Below are 17,774 nucleotides of genomic sequence, written 5' to 3'. Positions count from 1 at the left end.
TATACGTTGTCGCAAATAGCATTGGACCCACCAAGGCATGTGGGGATATTCTCGAATCTACGTGGATCTGCCCAAAAGGTGACAATCTTGACCCTTTCCTCTCCGCCCGTTCCAGCCAAACTCCGGGAAATGCTCAAGGACTATCCGGAACATATCGAACGACTGCAGGAAGTACTGAATCGATCAGCCGAACGATCACGACAGATTCCTTTAATGCCGTTCGACGACGCGATCTCTGCATTGGAAGGCAGGCTCGGAACGTTCATCATGGAGGCACGGAGTGAGCTTGCCGCTGCCGAAGCGGCTGGGAATCCCCAGGATATTGCCAATGCACTTGAAAAAGAACGGTTAATGCTTAGGGCGCGCCTACAAAGCCAATGGATAGGAGATGAGTCGATGTATTCCTATTTTCAGGAGCTAGAGCGTTGAGTTCAGCCGATTGGAGCCTCGCGCCCCAGGCGCATGCGCAGGTGTTTGCGGACAAGGTGCTTCCCCATAGTGGTCTGGACAGTACCACTCCTCAGGAGCACCCCAAGGCAATTGTACTCGCTGGACAGCCAGGCGCAGGTAAGAGCGGGGTTGCCGGTGCTGCGATTCGAGAGCTTGCTGGTGATGCCATTCCCATCGATCCCGACGCGCTGCGGGAGATGCACCGTGACGCTCCGCAGCTTGTCCAGCAGCACCCATACACCTGGTCAGGGCATACTCACAGCGATGCCAGCCAATGGGCCAAAGAGCTGCGATCCCTGGCAGTCGAGGGCCACAGGAATCTCATCCTCGATACGACACTAGGAAATGGCGACGCCGCAGTTAATCTGATCAAGAATCTCCAGGCCAAGGGCTACGAAGTGGAGATTCGGGGAGTTGTCGCACATCGGTTGGAAAGCGAGCTTGGTGTCGACCGAAGGTTTACTGACAAGCTGGACGACGAAGGCTTCGGCCGCTACGTCCCCGAAGACGTGCGCAAACACGTTTACGAAGCCTTGCCCGGAAATCTGGACAAAGTCCAGGCCGAGACCGGCATCCAGATTCGACTCTACAGTCGCGAAGGCGCTCAGGTTTATGACAGCCATAGCGATACCCGCCTACCGGGCGCAGCGCTGGAAGCCGAACGCGAAGCTCGACTGAAAGACCCTCGAATCACCCAATCATTGCGCGATGGCTGGCGCGCACAAGGCCGCTGGCACGCCGAGCTTGGGGATACCCTGCCCCACAACACAAAGGTCAGCCCACCAACAGCGGCAGCCGTTCTCGATGAGCGCGCAACGCTCAAGGTTGTTGAAGGCATAACGCCCAACATCCAGGAAGCACGCGGCATCGACCACACCATCCGCGTGCGTCCAAACATGGTGCGGGGTGCCGTCATCGGTGGCGCCGCAGCGACGGTCCTTGAAGCCGCCACGGAAGGAACAAGGATTGCCGACCTGTACGCGCGCGACAACCGGACGGGCGCGGAAGCCGCGCTGTTGGACTTCGGGGCACGCAGCGTCGGCGGTTGGACCGGCGCGGTGGTGGGCGCCAAGGTTGGTACGCTGCTGGGCATCGAGTCCGGCCCCGGCGCTATTGTCACCGGCATCATCGGTGGCGGGTTGGGCGCGTGGGGTAGCAGTGAGATCGTCGACTGGATCGAGAAATACCAGATCAATAACCAAGCCGACAGCACCGGCAGAATCTGGACGTTTGACCCGGCGCATCCTGAAAAGGGCTGGACGCACAGCGAGCGGGAAATCATAGGCACCGTCGGCACCCTTGCGGATCGCCCGATATACGGCGCAACCACGTTGCTCACGGCCGATGCCGAACTGACCCAGCAACTGAACTACCAGGCGTCAAGCCGGGCTGTCGGGCTGCGGCTGTCCGAGCCGGATCAACCGATCAATCCCTTCAGCATTGCAGGCGACGCCAGCGATACACCCAGCTCCCTTCCGCGTTCCTGGGAGCGCAACCCGGAGAACGGCGAATGGCGGCGCGAGGTCGTCCATCAGGTCCTCGAGCACGGCATCAAGAACACCACAGTAGAAGTGGCCGATGCCACCAAGGCCGCCCAGCTTGATGAAGCCGCACAGGGCATCATGGCCTTCAACGCCGCCCGCAGCTCGGCGGCCTTTGCCAAGCAGTTTGAGGAGGCCTACTCCGCACAAGGGTGGTCCCAGTACGGACCGATTCCGGATGAAGTGATGTGGGCCCGCGAGCATCCCGATCACGTACTCGCCTCCGACGGGCGCACCTATCAGCGCCAAGGCGATGGTGAGTGGCTGCATGACGGCTGGATCTACGACTCGCTGGCCGAGGGCAACATCCGCGACGAGTTGAACCGAACCTATCCGCAGATTCACGCCATCCAACAGATGGAGGCGCCCGTACCCGGCGCCCACGAACGTAGTATCGAGGCATTGACCGCCAACGAGCGCGATGCCCACGACCAGGCCATGCAGGAAGCCAATCGACTGGGTGTCGCTGCACCGCAGGCGCAGCAGATGGCCGCCGCTTCCGTGGCTGAGGTTCGCGGCGAGCACGCCGAAGAGCGCCTGACCCCGCAAGCGGTGATCAATGCGCACACTGATGGGCATACTGCACCGCCACCCAGCGCGCCGCCTCTAGCGCAGGAACACCGCACCTCTACGCCTGCAGCTCCAATGCCATCGGATCGTACGGAAGCCGTACAGGAACCTGCTCGCCGTGAAGCACCACGACCGGAGCCGACCGCAGTCGCAACGCCGCCGGCATCGAAAGAGTCAAGCGAGCGGCAAGCGCATACCGAGGCAAATCCTCCCGCGCCCCCGATGCCGGCTGTACCTGTGCCATCACCCGGCACTCCCTCCGCTGAGCGATCTCCCGCCCAGCCGGAAGTGAGTACATTACCTCCGCCGGATGTCGAGCACCCCGATCCCAAGCAGGAGGCCGTTGCGACTCACACCCACTCCTCGGTCTCGTCGATCCAGACCGAAGTAGCTGACGCCGCGCCGGTTACTGCTCGCCTCCACGAATTGGAAGCAACGCCCGCGCCGATCCATTCGGAGTCAGACGTTCCAGCCAACCCCGCAGCAGCCGAGCCCGCTGCACCCGAGCTGGCAACAGACGCCGCGCCCAAGGTCTCGGAGCACGAGCCTCCTTACACGTCGCCACCCGTGGAAGCACCGGTAGCACCGCCCCCGAGCGCAACGGCCCAGCGAGAACCCGAAGCACCGCCCGCGCCCCTGCTACCCACCCAGCCTGAGCATCCCGATCACGCCCTCTACCAACAGGTACGCGAAGGCGTGGCGACGCTGGATGCAAAGCACGGTCGCACCTTCGACGAAGCCAGCGAGCGCATGACCGCCAGCCTGCTGGTGCTGGCCAAGGACAACGACTTGGACCGCGTCGACCACGTGCTGCTGAGTAACGCCACAGCAGACAAGCCCGCCGGTCATACGCTGTTTGTGGTCCAGGGCGAGCCCAGCGATCCCGCACACCAGCGCGCCGCAATGCCGACCGAGCTGGCCGCGCAGACCTCAGTCGAAGAATCAATGCAGCAGTACGACGCCGTCAGCCGCGAAGCGCAGCAGCGCGCCATCGCCAACCAGCTTGAGCAGCAGCTGGAAGACCAGCGCGTGCAGCAGGATATCCAGATCCGCGCCGCCAGCATGGGCTGATAGGGTGAAACACTGCCGAAATCATTCACAACAACCCGCCCTCCTGGCCCCTCTGTTTGCCAATCAGCGCCGCTGATATCGCCGCACAATCAGAAGAACAGACTCGCTCGCTCAACGGTCGCGAGCGGATTGGCCTTCCGCAGCGCCTCCAGAAAGAGCAGAAAGTCGCGGTTGAACAGCGTCAGGTTGTTGGTGAACGTCACGCACTTTCTGCCCGACGCTTTGCTGAAGCACACCTGCCAGACATAGCGCCCGTAGATCCTGTCAGAGGTGCGTGTGACCGAGGTGATCTGCGAGAGCGGAACGGCCGTAGGCACCGGACCACGCCGCAGGTAGAAGGACTCCGCATCAAAGAAGTAGTGCTCGCGATCCTCTTTTCCATCCACCATCACCAGGGTCATGGACCTACCGGAAATCCGGCGAGGTGGATTCAAACGCAGCGCTGATCCCAATGCAGAACGCGCGGTCGCTGACATTCGCCGAAGGGTGAACCAGAGGATCACCAACGGAAGTGCCGCGAGGACAATGAAGCCTACGGTCTTCAAAACAGTTTCCAGCGTGCTGGGCACACAGATCTCCAGGATGAACTTTCAGGCGATGCCCAAGTAGATCCACGCCACGCGTGGATGGCTGTCCCTCAACGCCCCATCACTTCCAATGATCCGGCCCCAAAAACGGCAGGCTCAACACAAACACCGGAACCGCCACCGGCACCAGAGCCGCGCCCAGCACCTTCCCAGCCGCCGTCCCCACACCCGGCTTGTCCTCCCTCTCCGGCAGGATCCGCTGCGCCCGCGCACTGATCGGTTGCGCCAGCTTCCCCTTCTCCGCCAGCGCAGCAGCATCCGGCAACCTCACCCGCTCGCCGTCGCCCTCGAACAGCGCGCTGTAATAGCTGCCGCCCTTCTTTGAAAGATTGCAGGCACGGTCAAACGCCAACGCGTAGCGGCTCCGGTCCTGCGGCAGGTAGTAGCGCGCACGCTCATCCACATACTTCGCCTCGCGCGGGAGCACTTCAATCCGCTCCAGCTTGAACTGCGCGGCCTGTTCCGGCGTCACCTGCTCCGGCCGCAGCAGCAGCGCATAGCTGCCGTGCACCTTGGCCTTGTTGGCCGGGTCGCGCCAGTCCTCATGGAAGTACATCTGCGCGCAGGCCACTGCCTCGCGCAGCGGGCTGTCCATCAGCGCCCGGTACTCACGGAACGGCGCGGCATTGAAGCGCATGGGCTCCTCAAAGCGCGGCAGCAGGTACAGCTGGCCGTCGTCGGCCACGAATGCGCCGGTGATTTCGCGGCTTGAGGCGTGCTCCTCCGGGCCACTGGCACAGCCGGACAGCAAGCCAAGGCACAGGGCGGAGAGAATGAAGTGGATGGACGTTCGCATGTCGTGTTCGAGGGCTTCCCTGGGAAAACGGCCCCGCCCGGAAGGACGAGGCCAGTCCGCCATGGTGCCACGGCAGCCCCGCCATGCCCAATCGAACGACTGGAGATCGAGCGGCTTCAGGCCGCTCGCGCTGATCAGCCGCAACCAAGGGCATGTACAGCACACACGCGCTCCGGCATGATGATCGCGCGGGTCGGCGTGCTATATTGAGTCTGCCTGAGCATCCATCTTCTGTGGCGTCCTTGGATTGAGTCCGGACCGAGCGCAACAGGTATATCCCCGTTCGGCCTATCCGTAGCACTCGGGGATTATCCAATCACCAGCGCGCCAGATTGCTCCTTGGTTGGCGAAATGAGCCAGTGAGTGCGGGCCGTGCGTCTTGGCCAGGAGCCAGAGCAGCCACTCGGCAGGCATTTGAAGAAGCGCCGCGATATATGCCGCATTTCAAGCTTGCCGATTACGGCATCAGCCGGGCGGCGTCGCCGTGATGCGATGCCCATCTCGGTTTCAATTCCGGCCGGTAGTGTCCGTAGTGTGTGGTTACGGCGCGGCGCACTGTCCCGCTGCAGCAGCGCCTGATGGACCCAAAAGGCACTCTGGCGTTCCGCGTTGGCGGGGGTTGCAGGCCATCACCCTTTCGCCCTGGACCGACGCCAGCGGCATCGCAATTGCTGCCATGTCTGTCGCAATCACCAAGCACTTTGCCCCGCTACTGGGGAACCGATGAAGAAGAAAGCCCACTCTTGAGAGGAGAACGCTGTAATGAACGCTGATGATGTGAAGTCAATACCGATGATGGACCCACTCGCGAAGCAGCGCACAGATGGATCGAGTGCATCCAGACGCACCATCTACGTAGATCTTGATGGCGTAATGGCCGACTTCGACGCGGCATTCCCCGCTCTGTTTGGCTTGGACCACCGCGTGCTTGCCGACGATGAAATGTGGGGGCACATCAACAACCACCCGTCATTCTTCCGCGACCTTCCGCCGATGCACGGTGCAGTGGAGTTCTTCCACAGCATCCACCACTTGAACCCGGTGATTCTCACGGCCTGCCCGAAATCGAACTATCCACTCGCTGCCATGCAGAAGCGGCAGTGGGTTCGCGAACACCTGTCAGCGACCTGCCTGGTGTTGCCTGTGCTTGGCGGAAGGCATAAGCCTCTCTTCATGCACCAACCGGGCGATGTTCTGATCGATGATTTCGAAGCGAACTGTGATGCCTGGACAGCGGCGGGAGGCGTGGCGATCAGGCACTCCGGCGATTGGGCCGTAACGCGTCACGCGCTTTCCGAGATTGAAGATCTGTCAGGGGCAGCGCTCGCGAAGGGTTGACGCCCTCTCTGCCGACCACGTTGGCACTTCCATAGTCAGTCCGAGGAGCTGCCCCCCCTCGGCCCACAAGGCTGACAGCCTTCTTTCTAGAACCCGCCTTACTTCAACCGCTCCACCAACCGCTGCCCCACCTCCAGCGCCGAAGCCGGGTTCTGCCCGGTGATCAGCTCGCGGTCCACCACCACATGCCCCGTCCACGGCGTGGTGTTGCTAGTGAACTTCGCACCCGCCCGCTGCAACGCGGTCTGCGGGTAGAACTTCATCTCACCGCCGCCCAGCAGCGGCTTGGCCTGCTCCTCTTCCTGGTTGCTGATCACCGTCATCTGGTAGCCGCGGTAGATCCACTTCGGCGTAGCCGGCGTCGTACCCGCTTCCAGCTTCGCCACGAAACCCGCCGCATCCGGCAGCGTGGACAGCAGCGCGATCGGCCCATGGCAGACCAGCGCGGTGGTCTTGTTGCGCTGGTGGAAGTCGGCCAGCAGCCGGCCCAGCGCCGGGCTCTTCAGCAGGTCCTGCATCGGCGCGTGGCCACCGGGAATGTAGACCGCATCGAACCGCGCGTAGCCCTGCTGCTCGATGCGCGCCAGGCTGACCACCGGCGAGGCGGTGGGCGAGGTCAGCGCCAGTTTCTCCAGCAGCTCCTTGTGCAGCTTCAGCTGCGCGGCATCGTTGCCGAAGTACGCCGCCGTCACCGAGGATGCATCCACCGTCGGCGCCCGCCCCTGCGGCGTGGCGAACGTCACCTCGTGGCCCGCGTCCAGCAGCAGCTTGACCGGCTGCATCAGCTCGTTGAGATAGAAGCCGGTGGGCAGCACCTTGCCGTCCTTCAGGTCCAAGTGGTTTTCGTCGGACAGCACCACCAGCACGTTGGCGGCCTGCGCGCCGGTTGCGGCCAGGGTCAGGGCCAGCGCTGCGGCCAGCCGGGTCATCAGGTTCATGGGGAGCTCCTATCGGGGAATGGCCGCCACTTTATTCATCGCCCCAGCGGCGATAAATTGGCCCCATCGCAAAACATCTGTTCCCCGGAGAGCCAAATGAGCCGCAAGTTCGACTACCTGGGCGATGTGGAGGTGTTCCTGGCGGTGGTCGAGCACGGCTCTTTCACGGCCGGCGCGGTGGCGCTGTCCACCACGCCCTCGGTGCTGAGCCGCGCGGTCACCCGCCTGGAAGCGAGGCTGGGCCGCCAGCTGCTGCAGCGGACCACCCGCCGCATGGGCCTGACCGATGCTGGGCGGCTCTATCTGGAACAGGTGCGCACCGCCTTCGGCCTACTGGACGACGCCGAGCGCGACGTACTGGCCCAGGACGGTGCGCTGGCCGGCCGCGTGCGCCTGAGCGTGCCCACCACCTATGGCCACTACCGGCTGCCGCCCGTGCTGGCGCGCTTTGCGCAGCAGTACCCGCAGGTGCAGGTGGAACTGAACATCACCAACCGCAACGTGGACCTGGTGGCCGAAGGCTTCGACCTGGCCATCCGCCTGGGCCAGCTGCCGGACAGCGGGCTGGTGGGGCGGAAGCTGGAAGATGCGCCACTGCTGTTGGTGGCTTCGCCGGACTACCTGCAGCGCCGTGGCACGCCGCAGACGCTGGACGACCTGCAGCAGCACCTGTGCCTGCCCTTCGTGATGCCGCGCACCGGGCGGCTTGCCCCGTGGATCTTCCGCGACGGCGAGCGCGACGTGGACTGGCTGCCGCGTTCGTCCATCGAGACTTCCGACGATGTGCTGGGCGTGGTGTCGCTGGCCGAACAGGGCATCGGTATTTGCCAGAGCTACGAGTTCATCGTGCGGGAGCGGTTGCTGCGAGGGGAACTGGTCGAGGTGTTGCCGGAGTTGCGCGGGCGGTCGAGGCCCTTTTCGGTCATCTATGCGCCGCATCGGCGTCAGTCGGCGGCGGCGCGGGCGATGATTGAGTTGCTGGTGGGGGATGCGGGGCATGCTGACGATGCCGTTGATTGAAGCTATGAGCTTGCTAACGGTGTCGGCTTTGAACCGCTTTTCGGGGTGTGCGGTCGGTCAGGTGCCACTACCTGCCGAAGCGGACTAAGAACTGTTGCAAAGCAAGCTGTCGCGGTATTCGCTTATGGCATGGGCGATTGCGCCACTTTGATTCGCCATCAGCAAAGCAGCTGCGCGAATGCGTCTGCTGGCGTCGCGTGCTGCACGAATGGTGCGTGCAACAATAGTTCTTCGCTCTCGGATTCCGCGATTCCTTCGCGAATTTCTATTGGCATTCGAAGCGGCGGCGTAAACACCATGACGTGCCACCGACAACGGGTGGCTCCGGGTCTGCAAACCCGCGATGAGCAACGACTGTTGTTTACGCTTGCCCGTCGGCACCGTCCTTAACCGGTGCCGGCGGGCAATCCGTCGGCCTATCTGGCGGGCGGTGCGTGGGGGTCTTCGGACCCACCGGTCATTCGTTGCTTCGTCCCGGTTTGCAGCCACGCATCGTCCGCCACCCTTCGCGGTGGCGCTGTTAAGCACAGCCACGGAAGCCGACGCCATGAACGAATCCGACACCTTCTCCTCGTACACCGTTGTTGAGCCCATCAACGACGACACTCCCCTGCCCGACCTGAACTCCCTCCTCGGCATCCTCAAGCGCATGCGCGGCTGCGAGGGGGCGGATGGGCATCCCTGGCCAGAAGCGGATGTTTCACCCGGTCGCCGCGTCAGCCTGGCCCGGAGCGAGCGCGCGATGGTAGGAGCGTTGACGGTGCTGGAGCTGCTGCACGCAGCGGACCGTTGCCGGGTCGCTGCGGACCCGGAGCGGCACTTGGATGAGGGGGTGGTGGATGGGTTGTTTTTGGCTTGCCGGGGATTGGTTGAGTGGGCATGTCGGGAGGTTCGGCCGGAGTGACCTACTTCCCGGTGATCTACTTCCCGCAGCATGCCAACGGCAGACTTCGTCGGGCGCCACATCGAACAACGTACGCGTCGCACCAGTAGCTGACGTTAAACGATTGAGTTACGTCCCGCCGCGAAGCGGCGCCGGCTTTAATTAGTTCTTAGGACGCGTACTTTGATAAGAATGGAAATTCATGAGCGCAAACCTTAACGTGATTGGCGATGTTCTCATCTCCGCTCGCATGGGGAGAGATGCAAAGGTAGTAGTTCATTCCATCCTCCTTAGCAAAGATGATCCACTCGCCGGTCAGTTTTTCGGCAGCGCCACGATCAACAATTGATTCTTCCACGACACGATGAGATAGCTCATCAATCATTTCTCGTGTGACCGTACTGCTCTTTACAGGGTCGAAAACCTCCTCTACCAACTTAGCCAGGCCGTCTTTACCAAAGTGATTCAGTATGTTGTGTGCGAATGCACTTGGAAGAGCAGGAAGGAAGTGCTTGTGCCAAAGCCCCTTCAAGAGAGAGCCCCTGAACTCAGTAGCGGGCTTTGTTTGCTGCGATGGGGCCAGACCCTCAAGGCTCTTGATTTCGTTGATTACCTGCTCTGGACTTATCCCGCTAACTTTGTCGAGCAGATAGAGGTTAACGACCAGGAGCGATGTGTACCTGTGAGGAATCAACGTGTCGAGCTCATAAAACGCCGCAAGCCCCTTGATCTTCTCCGGACTCAGGTGTTCAGTCTCATTGCCGTTGTGAACTCGAATTCCGATTTCCACGATGTGATTTCCCTCGAATAGCGCAGTAATAGACGGACCCGTGATTCCGGCCATACGACTTACCCACAAAGCGCCGTATAGCGGACTTTCCCCTAGATGCAACTCGATCTTAGGACGGCCGGATCCAGCTCACAAGCAAACGTACAACCGGACCCAGTATTAGAGCTCAGCGGACGCATCAATTTCTGCTTTTGGTCGGCAGCCGAAATTAACATACTTCCCAACGGTCGGCCTGGGCCAGGTGTCTGCTTTCGGCCAATAGCATACATTCGGCTATCACGACCCACGGGAAAAGGCAAAACTGGGCTGGAACCACACTGGCTGCTTCTGAGTCGCAAATTGGGCTGAATGGACATTCGTTCAGGATGGCCCTTTCGACGCCGCCGATCATTGCCGAGGAAACAGCATGGGCAGCACAACCGGCGAAGCCGATGCCAACGTCACCGCCAATCGGCTCAAGAAGTTCTTCGGCGACGTGAAAAGCAAACGCTTCTTCTTCACGAACGGACTGGATAACGCGGCGCTAAAGCATCTCGGGACGATTCAGGTGCTCCGCACCTAGAAGAAATCGCGCAGATGGCGACCCAACAGCCTCTCCGCCGGATCGCGCGAGTTCGCGCTCGTGCCGTGGCCACCGGCGCTGGAGCACCAGCTGAGCAAGCCAGTCGCAGGCATCATGCGTGGCGATGGAACAACTGGAAGTTCGTCGCGGCCGTGGCGGACCTGCTATCGCTTGACCACTCTCTATTCTCCCGCATGCTCTCCTATACTTGATGAAAGGGGGGAAGAACGATGTTCGAAATTACTGGCGCACAAGTCGCCGACCTCAATGACGCCGATCTACGGACACTCGTCGCACGTCTCGCTTTGGCAGAATTGCGGGCGCAGGGTTGCCCCAGTTCGTCGGTGACCGCTGGCGGCAATCAGGATGCGGCCGATGGCGGGCTTGATGTCCGGGTCGAGTGCCCGTCCGCACTGCCGATGCCGGATTTCGTGCCGAGCCAGCACACAGGGTTTCAGGTAAAGAAGCCCGACATGCCGGCGAGTGCAATCCGCAATGAGATGCGTCCTGGCGGCGTACTACGGCCGGTCATCGCCGAACTCGCCGCTCGCTCGGGCGCCTACATCATCGTCAGCGCGCAAGGGTCGGTCGCAGACAAGCCGCTGAGCGATCGTCGCCATGCGATCCGGGCGCAGCTCGATGATCTGCCTGAGGCCGGGCAGTTGCATAGCGACTTCTACGATCGCGACCGGCTGGCTACATGGGTCAATCACTATCCTGGGATTGCCGCCTGGGTCCGCATGCGACTCGGCATCGGTATGTCGGGCTGGAGCAGCATCGGCGATTGGTGCGGCGTCGGCGTGAGCGAGGAGACACCCTATCTCTTCAATGACAAGGCTTGCCTAACTGATGAGCGAACGAGCGACCGCGAGCACCTCACCATCGGCGAGGGTCTCGCCCGGCTTCGCGTCTCTCTGACCCAAGCTCGCCAATGTGTCCGGTTGATCGGCTTGTCCGGTCTCGGAAAGACTCGTCTCGTGCAGGCACTGTTCGAGGATGGTGTCGGTGTGGCGCCGCTGGACCCGGGGCTTGCCGTTTATACCGACTATTCGGTCGAGACTGACCCGACCGCCCGGGACATGGCGCGCCAGCTAGTTATCGCACGGCAACGTGCGATCCTGATCGTCGATAACTGCAATCCGGCGACGCACAGCGAACTTGCCCGCATCTGTTCGGAAGCGGGGAGCCAGGTCAGCCTCCTCACGGTCGAATATGATGTTCGCGACGATGAGCCCGAGCGTACCGAAGTCTTTCGCCTGCAATCAGCACCGCCCGAAATGGTGGAACTGTGGCTGGAAAAGACCTTCCCCAATGTGACGCAGGTGGACCGGCGCACGATATCGGAGTTCAGCGACGGCAATTTCCGCGTGGCGCGCGCCCTCGGCGAAACCCTCGGGAAAGGCGAGACCCTGGGAAAGCTCAAGAGCCGTGACCTCTTCGAGCGGATTTTTCACCAGCGCAACGAGCCCGACCGGGATCTCCTTTCCGCCGCCGAAGACCTTGCGCTGCTCTATTCGATCGATGGCGAAGACACGTCGGAAAGCGGCGAACTTGCGCGGGTTGCTGCTATTCGCGGCGCTTCCGTGGCGACGATGTATGCGGCGTTGAACACGCTTCGTCAGCGCGGGATCGCGCAGCTGCGCGGACGGTGGCGTGCGATCCTGCCGCACGCGATCGCCAACCCGCTCGCCGGGTTCGCCCTCGAACGCATGCCCCCGGCCGATTTCGACCGCTTCTGCGCGTCGCTCACGGCACGGATGCAGAAGTCCCTTTCACGCCGCCTCGGCTATCTGCACGACAGCGCCGAGGCACGCGCCGCGGTCGTGCGCTGGCTCGGTGCCGACGGTCTTCTTGGCGATCTCCCGGCGTTGGGCGAAGACGGCCTCCAGATCATCACGAATATCGCTCCGGTCGCACCCGACGCCGTGCTCGCAAGGATCGAGCGAGACGTAACTGGGACGCGCGGCGCTGAGATACTCGATCCGCAGTCGAGCGACCGGTGGCAGTGGATACGGTTGATCAAGCTCCTCGCTTACGATCCACCGCTATTCGACCGCGCGGCGACATTGCTTGCCCGGTTCCTTTCCGCCGAACCGCCCAATCACAACAAGAACTCGGCATCGGACATGTTCGCCGAGCTGTTTCACCTGCACCTATCCGGCACCAAGGCTTTGCCGGACCAGCGGCGATCGCTTGTGCGCCGGTTTGCGCAATCTGGTGATCCGGCTTTGATGCGCTGCGCCGGCGTCGCCCTCGATGCGCTGCTGAAGGCGCACTATTTCAGTTCATCCAGCGACTTCGACTTCGGCGCCCGGTCACGCGACTATGGCTGGCACCCGCTGACCAATGGCGACATCTGGGCCTGGTACAACGGCGCGGTCGACTTGGCGGTCGAGCTTTCGCCAATCATCGAAAATACCCGGGACCACCTTGCCCATAGCGTAAGGGAGCTGTGGCATTTCGGCGCCTGTCACGATGCGCTCGAACGGGCAGCGATCCACTTCTCTTCCGAGCGGCCCTGGATCGAGGGGTGGAGCGGCTTCCGCACAGCGCTGCGCCTCGAGGGCGACGCTATGCCTGATGAGGTGCGCGCGCGTCTCACCGCGCTCATTGACCGCCTGAAACCCACCGATCTTCTCCATCAGGCCCGTGCGGTGGTACTGGGGCGCAGCAGTTTCGGCTGGGATGTCGCTGACGGTGATGTCGACGACGGCGATGTCATGAAGCCGCGTGAGCGCGCCTCCCAGCTCGCGAAGGAGATAGGAACCGCGCTCGCGCACGACCCGGAGACGCGCGCTGCCTTCATCGCCGAACTGCTCGTCGAACGACATCCGCAGCGCGCCTACGAGTGCGGCACCGGCCTGTCGGATGGCGCCGCCGATCTTGATGCGATGTGGCGGGAACTGCTCGGCCTCTTTTCTGCCGCCGATGTGGAAAGCCGGAATGCGACGGTGCTGGGCGGGTTCATCCATGGCGCACACGCCAGGGATTCGGCCTTCGCCGACGCCGCGCTGGAGGATGTGATCGAGAATCCCGATCTCGCCGCGAGCTTGCCATATCTTCAGGCACGTGTTGCTATCGACACTCAGGGCATTGCGCGGCTTCGGCGCGCGATTGAACGTGGCGTCCTGTCGGCGCGGACTTTTCACAGCATCGCCAATGGCAGCGTCGGCGAGTCTCCACCCGACGCGCTTGGCCCGCTGCTCACCAACATCGCCAGTCTCGCCGACGGCGTGGAGATCGCGCTCGATATCCTTCACATGCACTTCTACCGCGATCGGGAGGAGGGCCGACAACGCGCTCCATCCTTGATTGCCGTCGGCCGTGAGCTGCTGCTGCGCGCCGAATTCGGGAAGAAGAAGTCGCTTCGCGATTTCGGGCTGCATACCGTCATACGGGTCTGCTGTGCCGGACCTGATGGTGCGGCGACGCTGCGCGAGATCTGTGCGCGGGTCCGGGTCGGGCTGGAGACCGTCTATCTCTCGTCCTACGATATCGGTTATATCCTGAAGTCGCTCTTCGAAACGCACCCCCTCATCGCTCTCGACGAATTCCTGCTTCCTGAGCTCCGACCGAGCAATCGGGGACTGTTTGAGGGGGACTTCGGGTCTGGCACGCCGGTGGAGGATGTCGGTGCCGAGACCCTTGTTCAGTGGGCGAATATCGATCCGGATCGGCGCTATCCGCTGCTTGGCAAAAGCATCTCCATGTTCAAGCGGCGGCAGGGCGAAGAGGAGAATGATGTCTCCACGCTTTTCCTGGAAATACTGGGCCACGCGCGAGACAAGCGGGCGTTTCTCGGTGATACGTGGTCGCGGCTGCATCCGCGCAGCTGGTGTGGCTCGCTCGCCGATATTCTGGTTCGGCGTCGCACAGCTATCTCAACGCTGGGTGACGATGTCGGAGGCGAGGTTCGGCAATGGGTCACCGACATTCTGCCCGAACTGGAACGCTGGATCGAACATGAGAGCAAGCGCGATCGGGAAGGCGAGCAGAGTTTCGAATAGCTGCTGGTCCGAGCCTCCTCAGCGGGGTTCGGACGCCGATCGCGGCTCCCGCGGAGTATTAGGCCGGACCCGCCGCCATTTGAATTTCTACTCGACGGCCTTCGCGCTGGGCGAATGGCCGGTTCTGGCACACCGCTGCCGAACGGCTGCTCAGGGTCGCATCACGCCCAGCTTCTCGAGCTAGGCGAACGCGTTGGCCGATTCCCCTACCAGGAGTTGGCCATGGCAATTTTTCACACACCTCAACCCTTCGAGCCCTGCAACAAAGGAAATTTAGTCGACCAGAAGGCCCCACTGAATAGGCGCGCCGCATCCGACAAAGCGTCCGCTTCCGTCCCGTAGCGGACGTTCAACACCGAAGCTAAGCCGAGGCGCGAAACGGCTTAAGCCTTGCCAAAATTTTAGTTGCCGTTCTCGCCATTGATGATCGGGTCCATAATAGACCTATATCTGCTTTCAGGAAGTTCGCGATCAATTGTTAGGATGGCTTCACTCTTTATCCAGCGCATGAGCTTGCGAGGTGATAGATTTTCGGACGCGACTGCAGCCCTTTGAGGAAGGTCCTCAAGACTATGAAGTTCCCCTACAGAGTTGCGTGCCACATCAGAAATTATGAGTAGACGAGACACCAAGAGTGACCAGGCAGCCAGCTCTTCCTGCCTTGCAAGATTACCTGCGACGGAGTATCGAAAGTCAGACGCGACGAAAGTGGGTTCGTTTGGGAGTTGTTTCTTAACCCACCATAGGATGTTTAGACCTGACGTCCATGCACCGCCGCGAACCTTGCAGCGATAAACATATGACCTGCCTAGGTTGAGGCATGCAAATTCCTTCCTCGACGGAATCGGCCTCCTTAGCTCTGAAAGGGTCGAGATTTTTCCGTCGAATTGCCCGTAGTCAGCCGCCAGTTCCCCGACCTCATCCGTTCTGAGGAGCTTTGTATCTTTAGTGACTTGAAGCGGGTCTTCGGCAGCTTCTTTACGCAAAATATCTTGAACGCAGGATTCATTAGGAAAGACTACTCGATGCTTGCTCGCATAGTTCTCAGCACTAGCCAAAGAAAGATCTTTCCGAAAATGCCTTCCGCATGTCGTTGCAGAGGAATCCCGAAGTGTCACGCGATGTTCCGTGCAGTAGCCGAGTGACAGCCCTACGGATCCATTCTGAAGTGGATTGAACCAACAGTTTTCGCAGGAAGTTAGACGGCGCGTGGTCATGGGACGATTTCGGCAGTGACAGAGTCGACGGCATTTTGGTCTGACAATTCGCTGAAATCAGCCAAATGTTCTAGATGTTCCTCAACATAGCGTCGGGCTTGCGCAACCTCGAGAGAGTCCGGCCAAGCGGCATCTCCCTTGCCAGAACCCTTAAGTAGATCTTGAAGTTCTTTCCTCGAACGATGCTTGACGCCTTGATCCTGCCACTCTCGAGGCAAGGTCTCATAAGTTTTGCCAGTCTTCCCTGCAAAAATCCCGGCAATTTCTTTAGATTCCGTGAAGGAGAGGTAGGGCGTCAGCCTTCCCGGGCCATCTAGGAATAGAATATGCCTTACAAGCGACTTGGCTGAGCCGTGAGACGCCGGCCTTACGCCGTCCTTCGCGTCGCCGCGAAACAGAGGATCCTTCGATATTTTCCACTTCTTCGACATGTCTATATCTATCCTGCGACGCCCAACTGCCTAATAGATGGGCCTCGGGTCCGGAGAATCGAGTTTCCCACAATGCACAGGGATGGGCGGGCTTCCCCTTGATATAGGGTGATCTTAGGGCAGCGGGGGGCGGCTAACAAGCAGCCGTATTGCCCAACCTAGCGCTAGGCCCGGCGGCCAGCGCAGGCAGACGTATAGATGTCCGCACGGGGCCAAGAGCGAACTCTAGCATTCTTGGTCGCGCTGTCTGGAGTCGGCATATCTGCATTCCGCCAGAAGCGGACGCGTGCCGCCGACAAGCAGCCCCTAGCCAAGTGCGAAATCACCATCACCATACTACAGAGCGTAACGACGCCCATGCGAATCTTCTGACAAAGCTGTGCCGTCGAACTGATGCCGCAAGTTAGGCATGCGTGTGCCGCGTGGTGAGCCAGATACGGCTGGGTGACTCATGCGACCAGAGCATCACGATCTTCCCGCCTGAAGAGGATCGACCATGCTGCGAAACGGCGCGACAGCAGGATCGCTCAGCCCCTTAGGGGGAGCGACAGTGAAGGGTCATAATACCCGCTAATCTGCCCCAGCAACTGCGGCACATAGATGCGACGCAAGGGTAGAAGACCCTTGTGGCGCGAATCGAACTGCTCGTAGTGGGCAAAGATGAGCTCCACGAGCTCGTCGCCGTCAATCAACCGCAAGTTCGGCTTGCTCTGCTCGAAGTTGCGGGACGATGGGCTAAACGTGCCCAAGGTCACGAACAAGCCGTACTCGCCACTGGACAGCTTTCCGTAAAGCGCAGAAACATCTTTGTCCGTCACAGTTCCAGGGCTGCTTTTGACCTGCCCCTTGATAATTGGCGGTTCGATGCCTAGGTGATCCTTGTGGGCAATGACGTCCACGCTAGGCTCATTCGTCCTCGTCTGGCGCGCGTGGTAGCCCATGCACTGCAGCAGGTGGACGACAAAGCCCTCAAGAGGCAATCCTTTCAGCTCCTGGGCCAGACGCTTGAGGACGAAATCCCGAGTAGTGTCCTCAATATCCTCAGTCACGGCGGAGACCGTCGCGTCCTGATCCACTTCAATCATCGCGGGCGGTTTTCCTTCAGCGATTGCGCGGAACTCATCTGCATAGTTCTTGACCTGGAACAAGCTCAGAGCTGAACCTATTTCGTATAGCGCGCCCTGGGTAAACTCAAGACGAGGGACATGTTTGAGCCACTTCACTTTCCGCCGATGCGGATAGCCCTTCTCACCGTTCGGGTCGAACTTATAGTCGCCTTCGATCCGGCCGACATGAACGTACTTGTCCTGCTTGGAGGGATAGACCACCAAGTCGCCCACCTTCATTTCGTGAAGGAACCGATAGGGCACCCCAGCGACCGTTGCAATGCCGCCTTTCTTAGTACTGGGGTAGGCTTCCACCAGTCGCAACTTGAATGACTCTCGATCGGCGGCCAACGTAGACAGATCCCCCATGCGCTCCCAGCCGATGGCAATGCAGTTTTGCTCGAGGAAAAGCAGGCCGGCATCGCCGGTACGTCCGGCGTGGATGCCCCAGACGGTATCACCCATCA

At 61.0% G+C, this 17,774-nt stretch carries 14 protein-coding genes; 7 read left to right on the top strand and 7 right to left on the bottom strand.

Annotated features, from left to right (window positions below):
- The first annotated feature begins 87 nt into the window (after nucleotides 1-87).
- Nucleotides 88-429: a hypothetical protein gene (locus ACZK1G_RS09570; protein WP_143572903.1), complete on the top strand. Its 342-nt coding sequence runs from the start codon at nucleotides 88-90 to the stop codon at nucleotides 427-429.
- Complete coding sequence (locus ACZK1G_RS09565) at nucleotides 426-3,632, top strand: zeta toxin family protein (protein WP_080347525.1); 3,207 nt, start codon at nucleotides 426-428, stop codon at nucleotides 3,630-3,632. Before ACZK1G_RS09570 ends, ACZK1G_RS09565 begins: the two co-directional genes overlap by 4 nt.
- Before the next feature lie 89 nt (nucleotides 3,633-3,721).
- On the opposite strand, the gene ACZK1G_RS09560 is transcribed toward ACZK1G_RS09565, so the two are convergent.
- Nucleotides 3,722-4,201: a hypothetical protein gene (locus tag ACZK1G_RS09560; protein ID WP_233490849.1), complete on the bottom strand. Its 480-nt coding sequence runs from the start codon at nucleotides 4,199-4,201 to the stop codon at nucleotides 3,722-3,724.
- 79 nt (nucleotides 4,202-4,280) lie between these two features.
- Nucleotides 4,281-5,015 carry a hypothetical protein gene (locus ACZK1G_RS09555; RefSeq protein ID WP_049445776.1) on the bottom strand — a complete coding sequence of 245 codons (735 nt, stop codon included), beginning with the start codon at nucleotides 5,013-5,015 and terminating at the stop codon, nucleotides 4,281-4,283.
- 762 nt (nucleotides 5,016-5,777) lie between these two features.
- Here ACZK1G_RS09555 and ACZK1G_RS09550 point away from each other — a divergent pair.
- Nucleotides 5,778-6,353, top strand: a complete 576-nt coding sequence (locus tag ACZK1G_RS09550) for a 5' nucleotidase, NT5C type (protein ID WP_101765329.1) — start codon at nucleotides 5,778-5,780, stop codon at nucleotides 6,351-6,353.
- A 98-nt stretch (nucleotides 6,354-6,451) separates the two neighbouring features.
- Here ACZK1G_RS09550 and ACZK1G_RS09545 read toward each other — a convergent pair whose 3' ends face one another.
- On the bottom strand, nucleotides 6,452-7,291 hold the full coding sequence (locus tag ACZK1G_RS09545) for a type 1 glutamine amidotransferase domain-containing protein (protein WP_101765328.1): 840 nt from the start codon (nucleotides 7,289-7,291) through the stop codon (nucleotides 6,452-6,454).
- Between the two features lie 96 nt (nucleotides 7,292-7,387).
- Between ACZK1G_RS09545 and ACZK1G_RS09540 the strand changes: the two genes are divergently transcribed.
- Together ACZK1G_RS09540 and ACZK1G_RS09535 are read left to right on the top strand one after the other, a co-directional pair.
- Nucleotides 7,388-8,311 carry a LysR family transcriptional regulator gene (locus ACZK1G_RS09540; protein WP_101765327.1) on the top strand — a complete coding sequence of 308 codons (924 nt, stop codon included), beginning with the start codon at nucleotides 7,388-7,390 and terminating at the stop codon, nucleotides 8,309-8,311.
- Nucleotides 8,312-8,858: 547 nt separating this feature from the next.
- Nucleotides 8,859-9,215 (top strand): hypothetical protein, encoded by a 357-nt coding sequence (locus ACZK1G_RS09535; RefSeq protein ID WP_101765326.1) that lies wholly within the window; start codon nucleotides 8,859-8,861, stop codon nucleotides 9,213-9,215.
- Between the two features lie 148 nt (nucleotides 9,216-9,363).
- On the opposite strand, the gene ACZK1G_RS09530 is transcribed toward ACZK1G_RS09535, so the two are convergent.
- Nucleotides 9,364-9,984, bottom strand: coding sequence for a hypothetical protein (locus tag ACZK1G_RS09530; protein WP_158297992.1), 621 nt, complete (start codon nucleotides 9,982-9,984; stop codon nucleotides 9,364-9,366).
- A 406-nt stretch (nucleotides 9,985-10,390) separates the two neighbouring features.
- Here ACZK1G_RS09530 and ACZK1G_RS09525 point away from each other — a divergent pair, with 406 nt between their 5' ends.
- A complete protein-coding gene (locus ACZK1G_RS09525; protein ID WP_158297991.1) occupies nucleotides 10,391-10,546 on the top strand; it encodes a hypothetical protein in 156 nt (51 codons plus the stop codon).
- 230 nt (nucleotides 10,547-10,776) lie between these two features.
- Nucleotides 10,777-14,553, top strand: coding sequence for a hypothetical protein (locus tag ACZK1G_RS09520; protein WP_197621916.1), 3,777 nt, complete (start codon nucleotides 10,777-10,779; stop codon nucleotides 14,551-14,553).
- A gap of 401 nt (nucleotides 14,554-14,954) precedes the next feature.
- Here the strand turns inward: ACZK1G_RS09520 and ACZK1G_RS09515 are convergent, their stop codons facing one another.
- The 3 genes from ACZK1G_RS09515 to ACZK1G_RS09505 form a co-directional block, all read right to left on the bottom strand.
- Nucleotides 14,955-15,770, bottom strand: a complete 816-nt coding sequence (locus ACZK1G_RS09515; protein WP_158297990.1) for a hypothetical protein — start codon at nucleotides 15,768-15,770, stop codon at nucleotides 14,955-14,957.
- Nucleotides 15,767-16,201, bottom strand: a complete 435-nt coding sequence (locus ACZK1G_RS09510) for a hypothetical protein (protein ID WP_158297989.1) — start codon at nucleotides 16,199-16,201, stop codon at nucleotides 15,767-15,769. Before ACZK1G_RS09510 ends, ACZK1G_RS09515 begins: the two co-directional genes overlap by 4 nt.
- Before the next feature lie 527 nt (nucleotides 16,202-16,728).
- The gene (locus tag ACZK1G_RS09505; protein ID WP_197621915.1) at nucleotides 16,729-17,772 is read right to left on the bottom strand and encodes a restriction endonuclease; all 1,044 of its coding nucleotides are present in this window, start codon (nucleotides 17,770-17,772) and stop codon (nucleotides 16,729-16,731) included.
- Nucleotides 17,773-17,774: the final 2 nt, after the last annotated feature.

The sequence above is a fragment of the Stenotrophomonas sp. 109824_Sma genome (assembly GCF_056480025.1).
Note: the sequence above shows the minus strand (reverse complement) of the source record. Positions and strands in the feature narration are given on the sequence as shown.

Bases quoted from the DNA above. Each gene is read 5' to 3' on its own strand.
- ACZK1G_RS09525 (WP_158297991.1), top strand. From the start codon at position 10,391: ATGGGCAGCACAACCGGCGAAGCCGATGCCAACGTCACCGCCAATCGG.
- ACZK1G_RS09505 (WP_197621915.1), bottom strand. From the start codon at position 17,772: ATGGGTGATACCGTCTGGGGCATCCACGCCGGACGTACCGGCGATGCC.
- ACZK1G_RS09515 (WP_158297990.1), bottom strand. From the start codon at position 15,770: ATGACCACGCGCCGTCTAACTTCCTGCGAAAACTGTTGGTTCAATCCA.
- ACZK1G_RS09510 (WP_158297989.1), bottom strand. From the start codon at position 16,201: ATGTCGAAGAAGTGGAAAATATCGAAGGATCCTCTGTTTCGCGGCGAC.
- ACZK1G_RS09535 (WP_101765326.1), top strand. From the start codon at position 8,859: ATGAACGAATCCGACACCTTCTCCTCGTACACCGTTGTTGAGCCCATC.
- ACZK1G_RS09520 (WP_197621916.1), top strand. From the start codon at position 10,777: ATGTTCGAAATTACTGGCGCACAAGTCGCCGACCTCAATGACGCCGAT.
- ACZK1G_RS09540 (WP_101765327.1), top strand. From the start codon at position 7,388: ATGAGCCGCAAGTTCGACTACCTGGGCGATGTGGAGGTGTTCCTGGCG.
- ACZK1G_RS09545 (WP_101765328.1), bottom strand. From the start codon at position 7,291: ATGAACCTGATGACCCGGCTGGCCGCAGCGCTGGCCCTGACCCTGGCC.
- ACZK1G_RS09555 (WP_049445776.1), bottom strand. From the start codon at position 5,015: ATGCGAACGTCCATCCACTTCATTCTCTCCGCCCTGTGCCTTGGCTTG.
- ACZK1G_RS09550 (WP_101765329.1), top strand. From the start codon at position 5,778: ATGAACGCTGATGATGTGAAGTCAATACCGATGATGGACCCACTCGCG.